Origin of the sequence: Clostridium felsineum DSM 794 (genome assembly GCF_002006355.2) — a bacterium.
GTDB lineage: Bacteria > Bacillota > Clostridia > Clostridiales > Clostridiaceae > Clostridium_S > Clostridium_S felsineum.
Genome location: NZ_CP096980.1, coordinates 506,502 through 527,469 on the forward strand (window position 1 = coordinate 506,502; position 20,968 = coordinate 527,469).

Sequence of the window (20,968 nt, forward strand, 5' to 3'; positions counted from 1 at the left end):
TTTTTTAAATTTAAATGAACATTGTTCATGGAAGGAGAATATTATGGATAATAATAAAAAAAGAATTATAGCATTAATAATTTTTTTATTAGGAATTTTTATGGGGGCAATAGACAGTGGAATTGTATCTCCAGCAAGAGACGTTATTAAAAATGGTTTTGGAATAAGTGAAAGTCTCAGTGTTTGGATGATTACGATATATACTTTAGTTTATGCCGTATCAATGCCTATAGTAAGTAAGCTTTCAGATAGATATGGAAGAAAAAGGGTTTATATAATAAGTATACTTACTTTTGCAATAGGTTCATCCCTTTGTGGGATCTCAAATTTTTATGGTAATTATACCTTCTTTTTAGTAGCTAGAGTTATTCAAGCTATTGGAGGTGGAGGAATAATGCCTATAGCTAATGCATTTATAGGAATTAGCTTCCCTCCAGAAAAAAGAGGTACTGCACTAGGCTTTGTAGGAGGTATTTATGGAATTGCAACCATATTAGGACCTACAATGGGATCCTCAATTTTAAGTACTGCGGGAAATGACCACTGGGGATGGATATTCTTTATAAATCTCCCTATAAGCTTAATAATTTTAGCATTAAGTATAAATTTGAAAGAGAATTTAGGGGAAGCAAAAAGTAGGATGGACTTAAAGGGAAGTGTTGTACTTAGCATAATGATTTTAAGTCTTATGTATGCACTAACAAACCTTAATTTTGGAGATTTGAGTAAAAGTATACAGGATACAAAGGTATATCCTTTCCTAATAATATTCTTTATTTTTGTGCCTTTGTTTATACTTGTAGAGAAAAAGGCACAAGACCCTATTTTAAATTTATCATACTTTAGAGAAAAACAAATACTTTTAACTTTAATACTTGGATTTATAACAGGTGTAGGACTTATGGCGGTTACATTTATTCCTCAATTTGCTGAAAATATATTAAAGCTTAAAACTGGAACCGGAGGATATTTAGTTACGTTTATGTCTGTTTTTGCGGGAGTAAGTGCTCCTCTTGGAGGTAAGTTTATAGATAAATATTCTGCAAAACTTGTTACGGTACTGGGAATGATATGCACAGCCTTTGGAACCTTTTTCTTAGCTTTTTATACAACTAAATATCCAAATTTTGCTTCAATTATGATAGGTCTTATATTTGTAGGCTTTGGAATGGGCTTTACTATGGGAACACCACTTAACTATTTAATGCTTTCTTTTGTAGATGAAAAAGAATCAGCATCAGCATTATCTACTTTGTCATTAATAAGGTCAATAGGAGTTGCAGTTTCTCCAAACATAATGATAAATTTTATATCTGAAGCAGGACAAAAAGTTCAAGGAAATCTTATGGCGGTTATGCCTAAAATAACAATTCCAGCCTACCCAGGGGCAGGCAAAACAACCATAGATATAGCCAAAATGTCAAGTGGTGGTAAGCTTTCAAGTGGAGCACTTGCAAAATTACAATCAGCAGATGCTACTAATATAGTAAGCGTTATAAAAGATTTTGCTGGAGATATGATAGATAAAATCATTCCAGGTTTAAAGGGCAGGATGATGGAATCTATGGGTAATATGCCAAAAGGTGCAGCGTCACATATAGATTTTAATAAAATATTTTCAGGTTTAAAAGCTGATTATTTAAATAAAATTGATGCAAAAAAAGAAGTTATAGAAAAGACATTTCAAAGCACTATAAGTGCAGGTTATAAAAATATGTTCATAACAGCAGGAATAATTGCAATCATAGGGCTTGTAGCGGCATTAATGCTTAGTAATAAGAAAAAGATAAAAGCTAAAAATATATAAATTAATAAAAAAGGTTACTAGTGAAGTTTATCTAGTAACCTTTTATATAGTATGGCTATACAGCCTGTTTTTTTTCTTCTAAGAGTTGTTCTTCTTTTAATTCTAAATCAAGCAAAATAAAAACAAATACTAATAATATATCTACAAACCATATTGCATGTACACCTGTGAAAAAGGTTAGTAATCCACCAGTACCTACACCAATAATAAAAGAGAAGATTACAATAAAGTATCTAATTGATTTTATTGCAGCTTGTTTATCCTTATTTGTAAAGGCAGTGTAAGCAGCTAGCGAGGCAGAACGTAAATTTCCAGTGCACATTGTGGTTGCATAGGGAGAATCGCCAAGCTTTTTAAAAGAACAATATTGCATGGAAGCAACAAAAGAAATTGTAACATTTATGATAGAGTTAGAAATAGTTTTAGGCATAAAACCAACTATAAATAGAATAACCATTTCAGATACTAAAATTGTTCTTTCCCAGTTAGGCATGAAATATACTTTAGAACTTTTCTTAACTAATTCAGCAGCAAAAACTCCAAAAACAAAAGCAATTATAGGTATAAAGCAAGCTATGGCTTGTTTAAAGTTTCCGCTAAAAATATTTACACCAAAGAGAACAAGATTTCCTGTTTGAGCATTTGCAAAAACACCACCACGCCCAATAAAAGTATAGGCATCTAGAAAACCGCCTACTAGCGTTAATAGTACTGCGAGAAATAAGGATTCGGCAGCAAAACTTGGTAGATTTATTTTGTTTTTGGTTAACATAGTAATATTTTTAATGGCCAAAATTATAGTAACTTCCCTTCATATTTTTTCTTTTGTTAAATCAACATATATATTATATTTTTATTTTTAATAAGTGTATAATACTATTGATATTATGTAGTGTATAGGATAAAACTATATACTATGAAAAACATATTAAGAGGGGGTAAAACTGTGGATTTTCGTCAATTTGAGTATGTAACAATTGTAGCTGAGGAAAAAAGCATCTCTAAGGCCGCAGAAAGACTTTATATATCGCAGCCATCACTTAGCCAATACATAATAAGATTAGAAAACAGCTTAGGGGTAAAGCTATTTGATAGAACAGCAACAGCTATTACGCTTACCTTTGCAGGAGAGAAATATATTGAAACAGCTAAAAATATAATTAATTTAAATAATCAGCTTACAAGAGAATTAAATGATATAGTTAATTTAAAAAAAGGGCGTATTATTCTTGGAGTTCCTAGCCAAGCAGGAACATACATATTACCTCTTATATTGCCAAGATTTTATGAGGAATTTCCCAATATAGAAATAATAATTGAAGAAAATATAGTATCAGAATTAGAGCAGATGCTTTTAGATGGCAGGGTTGATATTGCGATACTAGCACTTCCAGTACAGCATGAAAAAATTCAGTATGAAGCAATAATGAATGAGAAAATGTTTCTTATAGCACCATTTAAGCATCCTATATGTAAAATGACTGGAAATATTAAATTTAATCTAGTTAAAAATGAAAAATTTATAATGTTGAAAAAAGGACAAAGAATGAGGCTTATTTCCGATGAAATATTCTCAAGAATGGAGGTTAAACCCAATGTAATACTTGAGATTGCAAATTTAGCTGTTGCTTATAGACTTGCAGCTTCAGGCATGGGATTTACTATAGTACCAGAGAATGTTCTATGTCTTTTAAATACAAAGCCTAAAGAAAGTCATTTTATAATAGACGATTTAGAACATACTCTAGTAGTTGCTTATAGAAAAGGTGAGTACATTACAAGGGCAACACGTGAATTTATTATAAAATTAAAAAAGGTTATGGATGAGGAATATACCATAAGAAGTAAGAACTCTGAAGATTATAAAAAAATTCACATAGAATGATTTTTAATTATATGCTCTATAAATTTTTTTGTTGTAGGTGACATGTAAGAGTCCTTTAGCCAACCAATATATATTGTTTTATATATTGGTTCTTCTTTTATCTTTATAACTGATACTGCATTTGTATTTATAAGAGGAACTTTTGGAATTATTGCAATACCTGCACCAGTAGCTACCAAACCACCTATCATTGATACTTCATTGTGTTCTAAGGATATTTCTGTAGTGTGCTTCATGAATTCAGAGTAAGAAATTAAACTATCCTTATTGCTATCATTTTGTACTATAAAAGATTCATTCTTTAGATTTTTAAGAGAGACCTCAGTTTCCTTTGCAAGTCTATGATTTTTAGGAACAATTAAAACATATTCTTCCTTTGATATAATCTCAGAATGAATTTCCCTGTATTTATTAACATAACTAGAATCATCATAGAAGCCCAGAGATATTTTACCATATTTTAAATCATCCAGTATCTTATTTGTAGATTCATGAGAAAATTCAAATCGTATATCTTTATTATTGTTCAAAAAATCTCCTATTAAATAGGGAATAAAGTACGAGCCTATACAGTGAGTTGAGGCTATAGATATTATGGATTTGTTAGGAAGTAGCATTTTTCTTACTTCATTAATACCCTTATTTAATTCTATTAGGGCTATATTTGAATGTTTTAAAAACACTTTACCGAAGTCTGTTAATTCTATGCTTCTACCATTTCTTTTAAAAAGTGGTGCATTTAACTCTTCTTCTAATTTTGATATAGCTTTGCTAAGTGCAGGTTGTGTAACGGAACATTCTTCAGCAGCTTTGGTGAAATTTCCTGTCTCTTCTATCTTCTTTAAATATTCTAAATGTTGTAGATTCATAGTGAATTCCTTTCCATAACTTTTGGTTATTGAATTGTGAATAATATTAATTGGACACAATTCAATATATAGTGTTATAATTTTAATAATGATGGTTGATATACATAAGAATAAGAAATTATTTGTTATAAGTATATCAGGCTTTGTCTTGTATTAATATTAAAACTATTATAAAATTTATTTATGTTTATGTCAAAAGGAGATTGATAATATGATGAAAGTAAATACTGAAAAGTGTATTGGTTGTAGTAAATGTGTAAAGGATTGTTTCCCTAATGATATAGAAATTATTGACGGTAAGGCAAAAATAAATAATGAAGTCTGTATTAAGTGTGGACATTGTATTGCAATATGTCCTATGAATGCAATATCAACAGATGAATATGACATGGAAGAAGTAAAAGAATATAATAAGGATGAATTTTCTATAGATCCAGATAATTTAATGAATTTCATAAAGTTCAGAAGAACTATAAGACAATTCAAGAATAAGGATGTAGAAGAAGATAAGATAACAAAGATTATTGAAGCCGGGAGATTCACACAAACAGGAAGCAATACTCAAGATGTAGCATATATAGTGGTTAAGGATAAAATAAAAGAACTAAAGGATTTAGTATTAAAATCTTTAAAAGAAATTGGCGAAAATATACTTGAAAACTTAGAAGATGATAATTCTCCAATGAAAAGATATGCTGATATGTGGATTAAAATGTACAATGCATATAAAGAAGATCCAGTAAAAAATGATAAATTATTCTTTAATGCACCAGCGGTTATAGTTACCACATCTCCTTCACCTGTAAATGCAGCACTAGCATCTTCAAATATGGAACTTATGGTAGATGCCTTAGGTCTTGGAACTTTCTTTAGTGGGTTCTTTATATTAGCAGCTCAAAATAGTAAAGAAATTCAAGAATTATTAGGAGTTAAGGAAGGTAAGCAAATAGTTACTTGTATGGTGCTTGGATACCCTAATGTAACATATAAGAGAACTGTTCCTAGAAAGAAAGCAGAGATAAGCTGGAAATAAGTAAAACAAACTAAATTATATATAAAAAAGGGGTATAAATAGTCAATATTTGAGAAAACTATTTATACCCTAAATTTTTATATTTATTTATTATTATTGTTTATTTTGACGAGATTGTTCATTTAATTTTTTAGTTTCATCTAAGCTGCTGTCATTAGAAATATTACTTGCACTTGAATATCCAGCAATATTAGTGAAAGTACCACTCATACCAGTTCCTATTGATTGATCCTTTGCTGCAGATTCAGCATTAAGTCTTTTTGTTTCTTCAAGGTCGCTATCAGCACTGTTAGAAAAAGCACTTCCGCTTGCGCTAGAGCTCATAGAAGATTTTTTAGCAGCAGCTTCAGAATTTAATCTCTTTGCTTCTTCTAAGTTAGGATCTGATACACTGCTTGAGAAACTAGTAGAACTAGAAGCACTTGCGTTTGTGTTTGCAGCATTTTTAAAAGAATTAGAGCTTGCAAATGATTTTTTTGAAGCAGATTGAGCATTTAATCTTTTAGTTTCTTCTAAATTATTATTCATTTTATAGTCTCCTTTTCTAATTGATTTATTTGAACTAAAAACTCAGTTCTATAATAGGTTAACCAATTAGAAATCTTATATGTTAAGAAACTTATGTTTATAAAGGTAATAATTAATTTCATTATACTTCATACAGAGTAAATTTTTAAAAAAACTAAAACATTAGTCTATAGGAGATGTTATTTCAATAGTATTTTCCTCGCTATCAATAAATTCTAAAACTTTATTTTTCCCTATAATGGTTAAAGGAAATACTATAGAACAGTTTAATTTTTTTAATTTTTTTATAAATAAATCCATATTATTTACCTCAAAACTTGGAAGACAATTATTGCCCCAAGTTTTTTCCTCAGCAGTTTTTTTATATGCAAATAAACCATATCTAAAACCATTTATATCAAAAACACTATAGATTTCACTTTTTTCAGTAACTTTTATATCTAATAGATTTTCATAAAAGTCTATAGTTCTACTCATATCTTTTACACATACATATAGTGAAGTTATTTTAAAAGATAAGTTCACAGTATATCACTCCCTAATTGAATCAATTTAGCATTTGTTGTTATACAATGTAAATATACTAAACATAAGTATTTCAGTCAATAAATGCTTTAAAATGAAAAATAGAGACTCTTTTAATTAAAGACAAACAGGTATATACTAAGTACATATGTTGTAATAAAGTTCTTACATGGGAACTTCTAAAATATTACTGTTTTACAGGTTCGACTTTAGTATATTTTAAAAGTTAGAAGGTATTAGAACTTTAACAACTTATAGGAATAGGAAAATAGATTTAATTGTTAACGTGTGCGTTAAGCGGTATTGGATGGTGAAAAATTTGGCTACAGATATGACAGAAGGAAATATACCCAAACATATAGTTAAGTTTGCTATTCCACTGGTTTTAGGAAATCTTTTTCAACTTACCTATAATGCATCAGATTCAATCATTGTTGGAAGGTTTGTTGGAAAAAATGCTTTAGCAGCTGTAGGAATAGCGAATCCTATTATGAATATAGTTATGTTTTTTATAGTTGGAATATGTCTTGGAGCCTCTGTTCTTATGAGTGAATACTATGGAGCAGGGAATATAAAAAAATTAAGAAGAGAGATTTCTACTACAGTTATAGCAGGATTTATATTTACAATAGTAGTAATTATTTTATGTGTAACTTTTACAGAACCTATATTAAGATTAGTAAAAACACCAGAGGTTATAATTCCAGAGGCGGTAATTTATCTCAGAATTATATTTATTAGTCTTATATTTACATTTTTGTATAATATATATGCGGCAGCACTTAGGAGCATAGGAGATTCTAAAAATCCACTTTTATTTTTAATGATATCAGCAGTTCTAAATGTGGTAATGGACATTATATTTGTAGTGTGGCTAAAAATGGGAGTTGCAGGTTCAGCTATTGCAACATCTATTGCTGAGATGATGTCTTGTGTATTTTGTATTGTATATGTATATTTTAAAATACCTATATTAAAATTTTCTCTTAAGGATATGATTCTTGACAGGTCACTTTTAAAGATAACAGTAAATTATAGTTGGGCAACAGCAATGCAGCAAACATGCCTTTATATAGGAAAATTCATGGTACAAGGTGCTGTTAACTCATTAGGAGTAGATGCAATTGCTGCATTTAATGCAGTAAACCGAGTAGATGATTTTGCATTTGCACCAGAACAAAGTATAAGTAACGCTATGACTACATTTTTAGCTCAAAATAGAGGAGCTAAAAAAGTAAGCCGTATAAAAAAAGGTTTTTATTCAGGTTTAAAGTTGGAAACACTTTATTGGTGTATACTTGTGGGCATAGTGTTTTTTGGAGCTACACCTATAATGAAATTGTTTGTAAATGCCAATGAAACTAATGTTATAAATACAGGTTCCTATTACCTTAAGTTAATGGCATTTTTCTATTTGCTTCCTAGTTGGACAAATGGTGTGCAAGGATACTTCAGGGGTATGGGAGATATGAAGGTTACTTTAAGATCCACGTTTGCTCAAATGGTGGGGAGAGTTGGTTTTTCATATATACTAGCGCCTAGAATGGGAATGGTAGGAATAGCCTTTAGCTGTCTTGGTGGATGGATAGTTATGTTAGCCTATGAAGTACCTTTCTTAATAAAGCATAGAAGAAACTTTAACAATAAAATAGCAGAGAGTTCAATGTAAACTCATGATTGATAAAAACTATGACTAGAATTATGATTATTATATAATCGTAGCTTTGGTCGTAGTTTTTTTATTATATAAGGTTTTAATTTTGTATTTTGGGAAAATATACTAAATATAGAAGTTATATAATGGGAGAGGGTCAATAAATTGATTAAGCTTTATTTGAAATTAGATCAGGGAACTCCTCAGTACGTTTGCAGTTCCTGTGGTAATTGTCACAGTACATTTGGGAAAAGTATGTGTAAAATAAAAGATAGAGGGTGTTGCTTTTATTTTCCTAAGTTTACTCTCTATGAAATTCATAAAATGACGAAGAGTAAAGAAGGATTTAAAACTTTAAAACGTATTGTAAAAAATGAAGGTACGAAAATATATAATTATTATATTCATGCAAAAGGATATTTTGACGAGGAAGGCTATGAGAAACACATGGCATCAGAAAATCATTATGATGATGGTGTTCATGATAGGACTATATTTTTTAGAGCATGTCCATTTATAAAACAAAATGAAGGTTGTACTTTGCCCTTGCAGTATAGAAGCTATGTTTGTAACTTTTTTATATGCGACGAAGTAAAAAAGGTTTTAGAAAAATCTCATGAATTCTATAATTACGTTAAGGAATGTGAGAGTTATGTAAGATGGATTAAATGGGAAAATGAATCCTTAAGAGGTATACTGGAGGAGCAAAATATAAATTTAGAGGACAATTTTGAAGGCGTAATTAACCTATTAAAGGATATTCCTCTTGAAAATTTTGAGTTTAGAAAGCTTGAGGAGATTGAATTTAAACAATAGATTTTAACTAATGGGATTTTACTGAAGAAAGCCCATTAGTTTTTTTACTTTAGTACAGTTATCTTTTGTAGTAAGCATTTCTAAAAGTGTAAATGCTACATTAAATGCAGTAGAAGGATTGTAGGAGGTTATTATATTTTTGTCTATTACAATTGGTTCATTTCTCATAACTTTTACGCCAAATTTGGATAGCTCATCTTGTCTTTTTCCATTGCTTAGATTATAAGTAGTAGCAGTCCGGTCTTTTAATACTCCACTTTTTCCAATTGGAAGGGCACCTACACATACAGAAGCTATTATTTTATTTTTATTATTGAAAGCGCTTATTAAGTTTAAGAAATCTTTATTATAGGCATCGATAAAAAATCCAGCTTCTTCAAAGCCACCGGGAACTATGAGAGCATCAAAATCATCTACATTAACATTCTCTACTTTAATTTCAGGTAGTACTGTAAAATTCCAAGTACATTTTAGCTTTTCATGCATTCCAGCAGTTACTACAAGTGTATTTCCATCACCTTCTAAAAGGTTCCAACCTAGTACATCTGTAAAAACACTGGCTTCTACAGCTTCAAAACCATTTGCTAATAATAAAAGTATTTTTTTCATAATAAATCACCTCGTATAAAGTATAAGTCTAAGTTTGTAATCAGTAAAATTGAAATATATGAACTTTATAATCGGAATATGTGATAACATAAGCATGAGGAGATGAATTAATATGGAAATAAGACATCTACAAACCTTTGTTTCTGTAGTAGAGAATAATGGGTTTACAAGAGCAGCAGAGGACTTAGGATACGCTCAATCAACTATTACGGCGCATATTAAAATGCTTGAAGAAGAACTAGGACAATCACTATTTGATCGTCTTGGTAAAAAAATAGTGATAACAAGTTTTGGAAGAGAACTACTGCCCTATGCTAGAGAAATGCTAAAAATATATAGAGAAATAAATAATATTAGTAAAAATGCAGAAGAGGTTAAAGGAGAACTAGTAATTGGTGCGGGTGAGTCATTATCAATATATAGACTTGATAAAATACTAAGAAAATACAAAGAAAAATATCCTAAAGTATCTATAGTCTTGAAAAACTCAACTTGTAGTGATTTGAGAAAAAGACTCTATAGTGGTGAGTTTGATGTGATATTTACTATTGAACCTAATATTCAAGATGATAATCTTGTTATTAAAAAATTAAAGGAAGAAAAAATGGTTATGATATATAGCACTAAGCCTTTAAATAGTGAAAATATAATACTTAGTGAAAAAGGGTGTAGCTTAAGGAATTCGTTTGAACACTATTTGGAGTTAAATAAAGTAAAATATAAAAATCCTTTGGAAATGTCTAGTATAGAGGCAATTAAAAGATGTGTGATAAATGGGCTTGGAGTATCCGTGCTGCCATTATATTCAATCAGGCAGGAACTAAAGAATAATAGTATAAAAGCGAAGGATATGGATGAAGCCTTTGATAAGTATTGTTCTAAGATAATTTATCATAAAAATAAAAAAGTGTTTCCTGCTATGGAGAAATTCATAGAAATAGTTTTAGAGGAAGCAAAGAACTGGAATTAAAAAAACTTATACCTTTAAGGGTATAAGTTTTTTTAGATTAATATTTACTTTTTAAAAGCTCATAGGTTGCCTTAATATCGGCAGGAGTAGTTCTACAACATCCCCCTATAATATTAGCTCCATTTAAAAACCATTCTTTAGCACTTAAACTAAAAGAGTTACTAGAAGAAGAGCCATGCCAAGTTTTTGTAACTGCATCATAATCCTCACCTGAATTTGGATAAACAATTATAGGTTTATCTGAAGTTCTTTTTATTTCTTTTATAAGTGAGTTTATGTATTTAGGGGCTGTGCAGTTTACACCAATAGCAGCAACATTACTACATTTGTTTAAAAACTCAGCACATTCAAAAATAGGAGTACCATCACTTATCTCTGTACCATTTCTACAGCTAAAGCTTATCCAAACATATGCATCAGAAAATTCTTCAAGTAGTTTAACTATGGCTTTGGCTTCAGTTAAGTTTGGAATAGTTTCACAAGCTAAAATATCAGCTCTAGCTTCTAATAAAAGTTTAACGTTAGTTCTATGGAAGTCTATAAGTTCTTTTTCTCCAATTTTATAATCTCCTCTGTACTCAGAGCCATCTGCAAGGTAAGCACCATAAGGACCTACAGAACCAGCTATAAAAGGTTTTGTTCTATTTACTCTATTTTTAGGATCACTCCAAAATCTATCCCTAGCTTTTTGGGCAATTTTAACTGAGTTTTGTATAAGCTTTATTGCTTCTTTTTCACTAAAACCTCTTTGCATAAAGCCTTCGATTGAAGCTTGATAGCTTGAGGTTATTGCAAAATCAGCACCAGATACAAAATAGTCATAATGAACCTCTTCTATTATTTCAGGGTTTTTAGCTAAAATTTTAGCTGACCATAAAGAATCATTTAAATCTAAGCCGCGTTTCTCAAGTTCAGTGGCAAGAGCGCCATCTAAAATAGCCAATGGAAAATTAGTTAGTACTTCTTTAATAGGGTTTACCATAAAATACCTCCTTTATTATGAATAAATATACTAAATATTATTATATTATATATTGTTTATTCATGATAGTATGGTAATATATTAAAGTAAATAATTTTAAAACAGATTACGAGGGATTAAAATGACGTCTAAAAAAGAACAAAAGCATGAACTTAAGAGAACGCTGACAGCAAGGCATATGAACATGATAGCAATAGGAGGCTCTGTTGGGACAGGTCTTTTTTTTGCCAGTGGAAGTGCAATAAGTACAGCAGGACCAGGCGGGGCGCTTCTTGCATATATAATCACAGGAGCACTAATCTACATATTGATGATGTCATTGGGAGAGATGTCAACATTACTACCAATTTCGGGTTCCTTTGAAACATACGCTACTAGATTTGTAGATCCAGCATTAGGTTTTACTTTAGGGTGGAATTACTGGTTTTCTTGGTCTATATGTGTGGCATCAGAATTAGTTGCAGGATCTATTATAGTTAAGTTTTGGTTTCCTCATACTAATACTACTATTTGTAGTATAGGATTTTTGCTTATAATTTTCATATTAAACATTCTTTCAGCTAAAGCTTATGGGGAAAGTGAATATTGGTTTTCAAGTATTAAGGTTGTAACTATTATTATATTTATTATAATTGGTGTGCTTATGATATTTGGAATTATGGGAAATGACTCACCAGGCTTTCAAAATTGGGTATTATCAGGTGGTGGTCAGAAAGCACCCTTTGTAGGAGGAATTGCAGCCATTATAAATGTATTTTTAGTTGCAGGCTTCTCATTCTCGGGTACGGAAATAGTTGGACTTGCCGCAGGAGAAACGGAAAATCCAGAAGAAAATGTTCCAAAGGCAATTAAGTCCGTTTTCTGGCGTATATTATTATTTTATATTTGCTCAATTATAATTATAGGATTTTTAGTTCCATTTAATGATAAAAACTTATTAAAATCCGGAGTAAATAATATAGCCTACAGTCCGTTTACAATGGTATTTGCTAAATGTGGAATAGCTTTTGCAGCAAGTGCCATGAACGCAGTAATTTTAACTTCAGTACTTTCTTGTGGAAACTCAGGGCTCTATGTGTCTTCACGTATGCTTTATTCTCTTGCAAAAGAAGGAAAAGCTCCTAAGTTTTTAGCAAAAGTAAACAAGCGTGGCGTACCTATGAATGCGTTATATGTTACAGCAATAGTTGCATCAACAGCATTTTTATCATCACTTATTGGTGAAGGAAAGGTATACTATCTTTTATACAATGCATCGGGAATAACAGCATTATTTGCATGGCTGGGTATAGGAATTTGTCATTATAGATTTAGAAAAGCTTATGTGGCTCAAGGTAGAGATTTAAAAGATTTGAAGTTTAAAGCTAAGTTCTATCCTTATGGTCCAATTTTAGCAATAATATTATGTGTAATAATAATATTTGGTGCTAACATATGGATTTTTCAGGCTCCAACCTTTAGCTGGTTTGATTTTATAAGTAATTACATCTGTATTCCTATATTTATAGCACTTTATCTAATATATAAGTTTGTTAAAAAGACTAAAGTAGTTCCACTTGAAGAATGTAATTTTGAATATAAAAAGAAAGACTAATTAAAAATGTGAGTTCAATGAACTCACATTTTTGCGGTTGGAGGTATGCCAATTTATTATTTATTAAGAAGCATTGCGTTCAATAGTTTTACTATTAATCTAAATTTTTCCATGAAATAATATAGTTCGTATTCTCTGGAATATCAATTGCAAAATCTGACTGCTTTTCAAAGTTTCCAGTTAATCCAGCTTCTAATGCTGTCTGGTGGAAATGACTTAATGCAATTCCAAGATCCACTTCTTTTATCATTTTTTCATCTTCATTTGCATTGCCTTTATGTGTTTCAAAGAAGTGATATGAACCTTGTTTTTTCACTATTCTCCAGGGTTGTGCATTGGTAGCAGAAGGTGCCAGGCGAAGCATTTCCAAAGGCTTTGTGTACATATTTGATTCTTCCTTGGATAATGGTTTTTCAAAGGAATCCTGAAAGAAAATCTCTTCCCATGCTTTTCGTTTATCCGACTTCATCGTTTTTCTCATAATACTTTCGGTAATGCTCCTTTTGTCTGCTGCATATCCTATTGGAGAAATTGCTGGAAAAAGTTCATCATCTTTAATATCCATGGCAGTTGTAAATTGCGCTTTGCTAAATGTTGCTGCCAACCAAACAGTTGCAAGTCCCATATTTGTAGCATATAAAATCAAATTCTCAAATTGATATCCTGCTGCAATAAGTCCATATTCACTCTTGTCAACGGAAACACCTAAGTATGTCTGTGCACCTTTAATCACTCCGTATGTGCCTAGCTTTTCTCCATTTGATACTACATCTTTTTCAATTAGGTGAATTCGAACATTTTCACCAAATGGATTTGTAAGTTGATTTATTTCTTTTAATAATTTCTCTTTGTCTATTTCTGAAAGCTTTTTAGCTTCATAGCTTCTTACACTTACTCTTTTTTTGATAGTTTCTTCTATAGGAATATTAAGTTTCATTCTTTATACCTCACTTTTAATTTATTAAGCGTTTGCAAAACGCCAGAATGCTTAAATTAGATTATTTTTATATAAATATTTTGTATTTATGACAGACGCCTATGTCATGATTTTTATTGAAATTTATCACAAGCTTATAACGAATCTGAAAGGTTTATTCCTTAAAATCTGATAACTACTTTACCTTTTGTATGACCTTGTGCCACAAGATTCAGTGCTTTATTAATGTCTTCAATACGGAATTCTGTAGGATCCACTGCTGGCACAATGTTATTTTTTTCAATGATTTTGGTAAGTTTTTGTAATTGTGTACCGTCACTGCGAACAAAAATGAAACGATATTGAATACTCTTTTTTTTCGCTTTATTGTCATATTTAGCTCCGACAACAGCGAAAAGCTTTTGTTTCCAACCTGGGAATCCATGATCAATGGCAAAATGCTTATTAGGACCTGTACGTAAAGAAAGAAGTCGACCGCCTGGTTTTATAGTGGAAAGTTCATGTTGAAATTCATTTGGACCTAGGGCATCTATCACATAATCTATATCACTAAGCAGTTCCCAATAATTTTCAGTTGTGTAATCGATGTATTGGTCTGCACCTATGGCTATTGTCCGCTCTTGTGCCTGCGGATTCCCGCTGACTACTACCTTAAGTCCCATAGCCTTGGCAATAGGAATGGCCATTTGACCAAAAGATCCAGAACCACCAGGGATAAATACTGTTTCACCAGCCTTAGCTTCCAATTCTTCATGTAAGCCTTGATAAGCAGTCAATCCAGTTAGAGGTGCAGCTGCCCCGGTTACAAAATCAAGATTAGACGGTAAATGCCCGATAGCATCTGCACTGATTGCCGCATATTCGGCAAAAGCTCCGATTTTTGTTAATGGTAAGCGCGAATATATGGCATCTCCCACCTTAAAGCCCTGGACACTTTCACCTATTTTTTCAATCACACCGGTAAGTTCGTTGCCAAGTGTCAAAGGGAATTTATAATCCTGTATCAGTTTTACGCTTCCAGTTATAATAAGCATTTCTAATGGATTGACTGCAGCAACTTTAACCTTCACTAAAACATCAGTATCACCAATTTCCGGAATTGGAATGTCGTTAATTTCTGCTGTAATTTTTTTTGAATATTTCGTAATCTGTGCTGCTTTCATGATGAATACCCTCCTATCGCTTTATTTATTAAAGATACATTCTGTTTCAATTTCAACGCATTTTGTGCATGAAATATATTCTCCAGGTCTTCTGTGGGCGGCTGCTCAGCGGTCAATAAGCTTGGTTATCTAATTAATGACCTGCAGGGATAAGTTTATTTTACAGAATTTATATTTATATTCTAGAATGAACGTTCTAATTTGCGTAAAAAAAATTAGTCACTTAACAAATTTAGAAAAAAATTTTCAATACGATGCATTTTTTCTTTACTTGCCGACGTTCTTACGAGTACACGTAACCCAAGTAGTGTATTGTGTAAAATTTCGCCTAAAATTTCTGCATCATAATTGCTGGAGAACTCACCTGCCTCCTGTCCTTCCCGTACAATCCTAGCTATAAAATCTTCTACTTTTTTGAACGATTCTGATGTCTTTTCCTCTACCTCTTTATCCCAGGGGCCCATCTCAGTTGCTGCATTTACAAACAGACATCCCCAATGTTTATCCTTATTTCCTTCAATAATGTAATCAAATATATATTGAATAGTCTGATACGCAGTTTTTGATTTCAGTTTTTCAGCGTTTAGTTTGTCTGTACTATATTTTGCGTAGCGGTCGATCACTTTTAGATATAGTGAATGCTTATCACCAAAGGTATCATATAAGCTTTTGCGATGTATTCCCATATGCTTTACAAGATCATTCATAGAAGTTTTTTCATAACCTTGCATCCAAAATAATTCCATGGCTCTTTGCAAAACTTCATTTTCTTCAAATTCTTTACTTCGTCCCATTGCATTTCCTCCTATGATAGTATACTAGCATTTCTAGAACGTTTGGTCAAGAAAAAATTCATATCATTGATTTTTCACGTTTTACTCTCTAACATATTAACATGTTAATTTTATCAGCTCTAATTCTCCCATAAAACATATATTTACCTTCAATATGAGTTGTGTACCATAATTATTTAAAAAAGTGCGATAAGTAATTAGATGTATTATTAAATTCAGAGGACAATATAAGGAATGAGTTTTTAGATAGATAGGCTAGATTGTTACTGATAAAAGCTCTACAAATATCTAAAACACTTAAGTATCATAGGGTTGCTATTGTTGTAGCTGTAGGTGATGTACATGTTTATATAGCTAACTATCCTAGAGTGACTTGGTAAATATAAGGGGACGGATAAATATTGGCCGTCCCCGTGCTGTCTAACTATTATTATAATGCTCCATAACTCATGTATTTCTATGTGTAGTTCTTGCTTTTCTGATTTTTTTAATGGAATATACCAGTTTTTTACTTCATTATTATATATTCTTAAGAACCTTTTACACTTTTAAATTATGCGATAACATTGTTTAGTTAGCTTTTTTTGATTTACTAGATAAGTATAAAGAAAACAAGAAGCCAATAAATAATACAATTGCTGCTATAAATATGGCATGATTAAAGCCGTTATATAAAGCTTCAGTAGATTTCCCTGAATGGCTGTTTAAATATTTTGTTTGGAAAGCTGTCATAACTCCAACATATACAGAAGAACCTAAAGCTCCAGCAAGCTGCATAGCTGTATTTACTATTGCAACACCATCTGCACGAGTCTTGTTTTCAAGAACACTTAAAGAAGTTGTTTGACTAGTTGACATAGTTAACGATTGTCCAAACATTATGCAGCAATATAGTAAGGTTATACTTAAAACAGAGGTTGTAAGTGAAGCTCTTGATAATACAAAAGTAAATCCGCATATTATAGCAAAACCAAGAGGTATTAATACTTTTCCACCTATTTTATCAAAAACCTTTCCAACAAATGGTGTACATATAGCTGAAACAAGGATGGCTGGCAATAAAACAAGTGCAGAGGTAAAGGTTGAAGTTTTTAATCCATTTTGAAGTAGAGTTGGAAGTATTACATTTGCTGAAAATTGGAAAGATTGTACAAATGCAATTAATAGTACTCCAACGGTGAATACGGGATTTTTAAAAGGGCGTAATTCAAGTATTGGTGTACTTAAAGTTAATTGACGTCTAACATAAATTATTAAAGCTATTATTCCGATTGCAAGTATAATTAAAGAAGTTGATAACTTAGAGGTACTAAGTGAACTTATTGAATATATTATTCCAGCGAAAGCTATAGTTGATAATATAATAGATAAATAATCAATTTTTGGTTTTGTTATTTCCGAAGTATTTTCAAGAAAGACTATCCCTAAGATTATACAAAGGATTAAAAGTGGAACCAATACAATGAATAAAGAGTGCCAACTAAAATATTGAAGAAGTATTCCAGAGGCAGTAGGTCCTAAAGCAGGTCCTAAAGTAAGTATAGATACACATAACCCCATAATTGAACCATGTTTTTCAGGAGGGGTTATAGCTAATGAAGAATTCATCATTAGTGGAACTATTAAACCTGTTCCAAAGGCTTGAATTATTCTTGAAATTAGTAGTGCAGTAAATGATGTTGAAAATATAGCACATATAGTTCCAAGTAAAAGAAATGTTATAGATGCTAAATACAACTGTTTTGTAGTGAAGGTATGAAGTAAAAAAGCTGTAACTGGAACAAGAATTCCAACTACTAAAACATTGGCAGTTATTAACCATTGAACGGTTATTGCACTAACATGCATTTCCTTCATTAGAGTTGGAAATGCTACGTTTAGTATTGTTTCATTAAATAGGGATAAAAAACCTGCAAGTAAGAGTGTAAACATAATTGCTTTTACATTATATTTTGGGGTGTTTTCTGAATTTAATTGTTTTGCTTCCATGAAAAAATAATCTCCTTTTTCTTATTTAGACCAGTCTATATAAAAATGTTGAAAAAATATACCTTATTTAAATTTATAAATAAGGACTTAGTAATAAATCTATTTGTTTATTTAAATTAAAAAGGGCCTCTTGATTTTTTTGAGTTAGGGATACCGTAATGGAACCCTCTAGTAAAGTAAGTATAGTCATACTTAAAAACGCTGCATCTTCTTCACTAATTCCATTTTGAGTTAACTTATTAGAATAAATTTGTTGCAATTCTATAAAAGATGTTCGGCAAGCTTCTTTTAAAACTTCACTTGATGAATAAGTTTCTAGAGATAAAAGGCTTAGTGAGATATCTTTTGGTTTGCCATCTCTTTTTAAATCCTCTATTATATGATTAACAACCGCTTGAACAGCCTTAATAGGATTTTTGTATTCTAACATATCCTTTTTTAAATTGCCTTTTATATTATGAGTAGAAAGCTTTATAGCCTCTAAAGCTAGTTCTTCTTTTCCTTTTGGAAAGTAATAGTATAGTGATCCTTTAGGCGAACCACTTTCCTTTAAAATTTCATTTAAACCAGTAGCATTGAAGCCTTTCGTTTGGAAAAGTTCAGCTGCGGCTATTAAAATTTTTTCTCTGGAATCATTTTTTTGTTTCATAATAAATCACCTTCTAATTATAATGACTGGTCTATATAAGATTAAACTATTTAAAAATAAAAGTCAAGATAAAAATAATAGTTTAGTATGTCTGGAATTCTGTTAAGTACCTCCAATATCTTTTAGGCATATGAGTCATACGGCATTTGGGATTATGTCTGCCTTCAACCTCAACGGTTTTATAGTAATGTGTCCAAAGCTTTCTAAAGTGTTTTTCATCTTCAGTTAAACAAGGAAGCTTCATATTTTCTACAGGTAGGATCGAAGCTTTATAAGGTTCATATATAAGAGCCATATTATGAGTCTTATCGTGAATTAAAAAATGCTCTTCAGGGTATCGATTAGCGAAATGCTCAATTAAAAGTGGAAGTACATAATTTTTAGGTTCTATCTCTGAAACTAAGCCATCTTTAAAAGCAGAAAATCTTATAAAGCCTTTAAAAAGATGACTTTCTTTATCTAAATGAGTTACAGCTTTAAAGAGAGCATTAACAACATCATTAGAAAGCATACTCATGATTTTAGAACCATGTTTATATCCAAGTCTCATAAAAAGTAATATATTTATTTCTTTATCTATAAGGCATGTTAAAAAAGCTCTTTTTATGAAGTCAAAAGCAGCTTTTCCCATTTTACTCGGAATGGATTTTATTACTCGTAATGCGTTCTTTGAGTCAGTTTCTATTTCCTTTGACATAAATAAGGTCATTTGAGATTTGTCGTTTAATAAGATGGTTACTGGAAGCTCATTTTTTATGTAGCTTTCAAAAACGCAGCACATTAAGCCTTCAAAGCTTCCATCATAGTAATATATTAAATTTGGCCTGTCAAGCATTTTTGAATTTCCTCCTTTAAGAGAGTATTATTATCAAAAAAAGATAACTGTTCATATTGTGTTTCAAGGGGAACATTATTTTTATACATATCCAGTGATTTTTCCGAGAGTAGAGCTCTAAGTACAGAATCCTGTGAAATTTTAATACCATCCATACTTTTTCCACTGCAGGTTATAAAGTATTGTGCTCTTTTTAAAACTACCCCCAACTTTTTTAGACCAGTGAAATTTAAATTTACAGTTCTTCTAGCCATAATGATTCTTCTAGCACTATTAACACCTATACCAGGAACTCTAAGTAGAACCTTAAAGGGAGCTCTGTTAACATCTACAGGGAAAAATTCCATATGGTTAAGTGCCCAATTACATTTGGGATCTATATAGGGATGAAAGCTTTGATTTCTATTATCAAGAAGTTCATTTGCTTTAAAACCATAAAATCTTAAAAGCCAATCTGCCTGATAAAGTCTATGCTCACGCAGAAGAGGTGGCTTTGTATCCACTGATGGCAGAAGGGGATTTGATGCAACTGGCATATAAGCAGAGAAAAAAACTCTCTTTAGCTTGTAGCTGTTATAGAGGCTTTCAGTAAGATTTAAAATTTGAAAGTCAGTATCAGGTGTTGCGCCAATAATCATTTGAGTGCTTTGACCTGCTGGAACAAATTTTGGAGCGCTTTTATAACGTACTATATCTTTAGTGTTTTCGCTTATTTTATTTTTAATATAACCCATAGGTTTTAAAATGGAATGTTTGGACTTATTTGGAGCAAGAAGCTTTAAACTCTTTTGAGAGGGAAGCTCTATGTTAACACTCATTCTATCGCAAAGCATGCCTAGTTTTTCAATTAAATAATCGTCAGCACCAGGGATAGCTTTTGCGTGTATGTATCCGTAAAAGTTATATTCATATCTTAGAATCCTTAAAACCTCAATCATTTGCTCACAGGTGTAATCAGGATTTTTCATTACACCAGAACTTAAAAAAAGTCCTTCTATATAATTTCGTCTGTAAAAGTTCATGGTGAGATCTGCAAGCTCACGTGGTGTAAAGGACGCACGAGGAGTATCGTTTGAAATTCTATTTACGCAGTACTGACAATCGTAAATACAGGCATTAGACATAAGAACCTTTAAAAGGGAAATACATCTTCCATCGCCTGCAAAGCTGTGGCATATCCCACAAGCCTCAGCGCTCCCAATGCCGCCTTTCTTTGATTTCCTTTGTGCTCCGCTTGAAGTACAAGCAGCATCATATTTTGCAGCATCAGTTAAAATTTGAAGTTTTTCAAATACATCCACAGAAAACATCCCCCATAATTTTTTAATT

Annotated in this window: 20 protein-coding genes; 7 read left to right on the plus strand and 13 right to left on the minus strand. The window is 31.3% G+C overall.

The features are described from left to right. Positions 1 to 43: 43 nt before the first annotated feature. Positions 44 to 1,807: an MFS transporter gene (locus CLFE_RS02470; RefSeq protein WP_077832936.1), complete on the plus strand. Its 1,764-nt coding sequence runs from the start codon at positions 44 to 46 to the stop codon at positions 1,805 to 1,807. 55 nt (positions 1,808 to 1,862) lie between these two features. Here CLFE_RS02470 and CLFE_RS02475 read toward each other — a convergent pair whose 3' ends face one another. Further along, entirely contained in the window at positions 1,863 to 2,600 is a 738-nt protein-coding gene (locus CLFE_RS02475; RefSeq protein WP_077893251.1) for a YoaK family protein, read from the minus strand. Between the two features lie 153 nt (positions 2,601 to 2,753). Here CLFE_RS02475 and CLFE_RS02480 point away from each other — a divergent pair, with 153 nt between their 5' ends. After that, positions 2,754 to 3,692, plus strand: coding sequence for a LysR family transcriptional regulator (locus CLFE_RS02480; protein ID WP_077893252.1), 939 nt, complete (start codon positions 2,754 to 2,756; stop codon positions 3,690 to 3,692). Here CLFE_RS02480 and CLFE_RS02485 read toward each other — a convergent pair. Further along, positions 3,680 to 4,561 carry a LysR family transcriptional regulator gene (locus CLFE_RS02485; RefSeq protein WP_077832939.1) on the minus strand — a complete coding sequence of 294 codons (882 nt, stop codon included), beginning with the start codon at positions 4,559 to 4,561 and terminating at the stop codon, positions 3,680 to 3,682. The two genes, CLFE_RS02480 and CLFE_RS02485, sit on opposite strands and share 13 nt — an antisense overlap. Positions 4,562 to 4,772: 211 nt before the next feature. Between CLFE_RS02485 and CLFE_RS02490 the strand changes: the two genes are divergently transcribed. Continuing rightward, positions 4,773 to 5,594, plus strand: a complete 822-nt coding sequence (locus CLFE_RS02490) for a nitroreductase family protein (protein ID WP_077893253.1) — start codon at positions 4,773 to 4,775, stop codon at positions 5,592 to 5,594. A gap of 93 nt (positions 5,595 to 5,687) precedes the next feature. On the opposite strand, the gene CLFE_RS02495 is transcribed toward CLFE_RS02490, so the two are convergent. Next, positions 5,688 to 6,122, minus strand: a complete 435-nt coding sequence (locus CLFE_RS02495) for a hypothetical protein (protein WP_077852114.1) — start codon at positions 6,120 to 6,122, stop codon at positions 5,688 to 5,690. Between the two features lie 162 nt (positions 6,123 to 6,284). Continuing rightward, on the minus strand, positions 6,285 to 6,647 hold the full coding sequence (locus CLFE_RS02500) for a VOC family protein (protein ID WP_077893254.1): 363 nt from the start codon (positions 6,645 to 6,647) through the stop codon (positions 6,285 to 6,287). 307 nt (positions 6,648 to 6,954) lie between these two features. Here CLFE_RS02500 and CLFE_RS02505 point away from each other — a divergent pair, with 307 nt between their 5' ends. Together CLFE_RS02505 and CLFE_RS02510 are read left to right on the plus strand one after the other, a co-directional pair. Further along, on the plus strand, positions 6,955 to 8,316 hold the full coding sequence (locus tag CLFE_RS02505) for an MATE family efflux transporter (protein WP_242951604.1): 1,362 nt from the start codon (positions 6,955 to 6,957) through the stop codon (positions 8,314 to 8,316). A 309-nt stretch (positions 8,317 to 8,625) separates the two neighbouring features. Beyond that, entirely contained in the window at positions 8,626 to 9,117 is a 492-nt protein-coding gene (locus CLFE_RS02510) for a hypothetical protein (RefSeq protein ID WP_250944713.1), read from the plus strand. A gap of 18 nt (positions 9,118 to 9,135) precedes the next feature. Here the strand turns inward: CLFE_RS02510 and CLFE_RS02515 are convergent, their stop codons facing one another. After that, on the minus strand, positions 9,136 to 9,726 hold the full coding sequence (locus tag CLFE_RS02515; protein ID WP_077893256.1) for a DJ-1/PfpI family protein: 591 nt from the start codon (positions 9,724 to 9,726) through the stop codon (positions 9,136 to 9,138). A 112-nt stretch (positions 9,727 to 9,838) separates the two neighbouring features. Between CLFE_RS02515 and CLFE_RS02520 the strand changes: the two genes are divergently transcribed. After that, the gene (locus CLFE_RS02520) at positions 9,839 to 10,696 is read left to right on the plus strand and encodes a LysR family transcriptional regulator (protein ID WP_077893257.1); all 858 of its coding nucleotides are present in this window, start codon (positions 9,839 to 9,841) and stop codon (positions 10,694 to 10,696) included. Between the two features lie 37 nt (positions 10,697 to 10,733). Here CLFE_RS02520 and mmuM read toward each other — a convergent pair whose 3' ends face one another. Further along, positions 10,734 to 11,678, minus strand: coding sequence for a homocysteine S-methyltransferase (gene mmuM, locus CLFE_RS02525; RefSeq protein ID WP_077893258.1), 945 nt, complete (start codon positions 11,676 to 11,678; stop codon positions 10,734 to 10,736). Between the two features lie 121 nt (positions 11,679 to 11,799). On the opposite strand from mmuM, the gene CLFE_RS02530 reads away from it, so the two are divergent. Next, complete coding sequence (locus CLFE_RS02530; protein WP_077893259.1) at positions 11,800 to 13,272, plus strand: amino acid permease; 1,473 nt, start codon at positions 11,800 to 11,802, stop codon at positions 13,270 to 13,272. A 94-nt stretch (positions 13,273 to 13,366) separates the two neighbouring features. On the opposite strand, the gene CLFE_RS02535 is transcribed toward CLFE_RS02530, so the two are convergent. From CLFE_RS02535 to CLFE_RS02565, 7 genes are all read right to left on the minus strand, one after another. Next, positions 13,367 to 14,209, minus strand: coding sequence for a nitroreductase family protein (locus CLFE_RS02535; RefSeq protein ID WP_077893261.1), 843 nt, complete (start codon positions 14,207 to 14,209; stop codon positions 13,367 to 13,369). Between the two features lie 161 nt (positions 14,210 to 14,370). Further along, positions 14,371 to 15,372 (minus strand): NADP-dependent oxidoreductase, encoded by a 1,002-nt coding sequence (locus CLFE_RS02540; RefSeq protein WP_077893263.1) that lies wholly within the window; start codon positions 15,370 to 15,372, stop codon positions 14,371 to 14,373. A gap of 215 nt (positions 15,373 to 15,587) precedes the next feature. Beyond that, complete coding sequence (locus CLFE_RS02545; protein ID WP_077893265.1) at positions 15,588 to 16,166, minus strand: TetR/AcrR family transcriptional regulator; 579 nt, start codon at positions 16,164 to 16,166, stop codon at positions 15,588 to 15,590. A 570-nt stretch (positions 16,167 to 16,736) separates the two neighbouring features. Continuing rightward, complete coding sequence (locus tag CLFE_RS02550) at positions 16,737 to 18,155, minus strand: MDR family MFS transporter (RefSeq protein WP_077893267.1); 1,419 nt, start codon at positions 18,153 to 18,155, stop codon at positions 16,737 to 16,739. Between the two features lie 73 nt (positions 18,156 to 18,228). After that, positions 18,229 to 18,804: a TetR/AcrR family transcriptional regulator gene (locus CLFE_RS02555; protein ID WP_077893269.1), complete on the minus strand. Its 576-nt coding sequence runs from the start codon at positions 18,802 to 18,804 to the stop codon at positions 18,229 to 18,231. Positions 18,805 to 18,886: 82 nt separating this feature from the next. Beyond that, positions 18,887 to 19,639, minus strand: a complete 753-nt coding sequence (locus CLFE_RS02560) for a TIGR03915 family putative DNA repair protein (RefSeq protein ID WP_077893271.1) — start codon at positions 19,637 to 19,639, stop codon at positions 18,887 to 18,889. Beyond that, entirely contained in the window at positions 19,618 to 20,940 is a 1,323-nt protein-coding gene (locus CLFE_RS02565) for a putative DNA modification/repair radical SAM protein (RefSeq protein WP_077893273.1), read from the minus strand. Before CLFE_RS02565 ends, CLFE_RS02560 begins: the two co-directional genes overlap by 22 nt. Positions 20,941 to 20,968 lie beyond the last annotated feature (28 nt).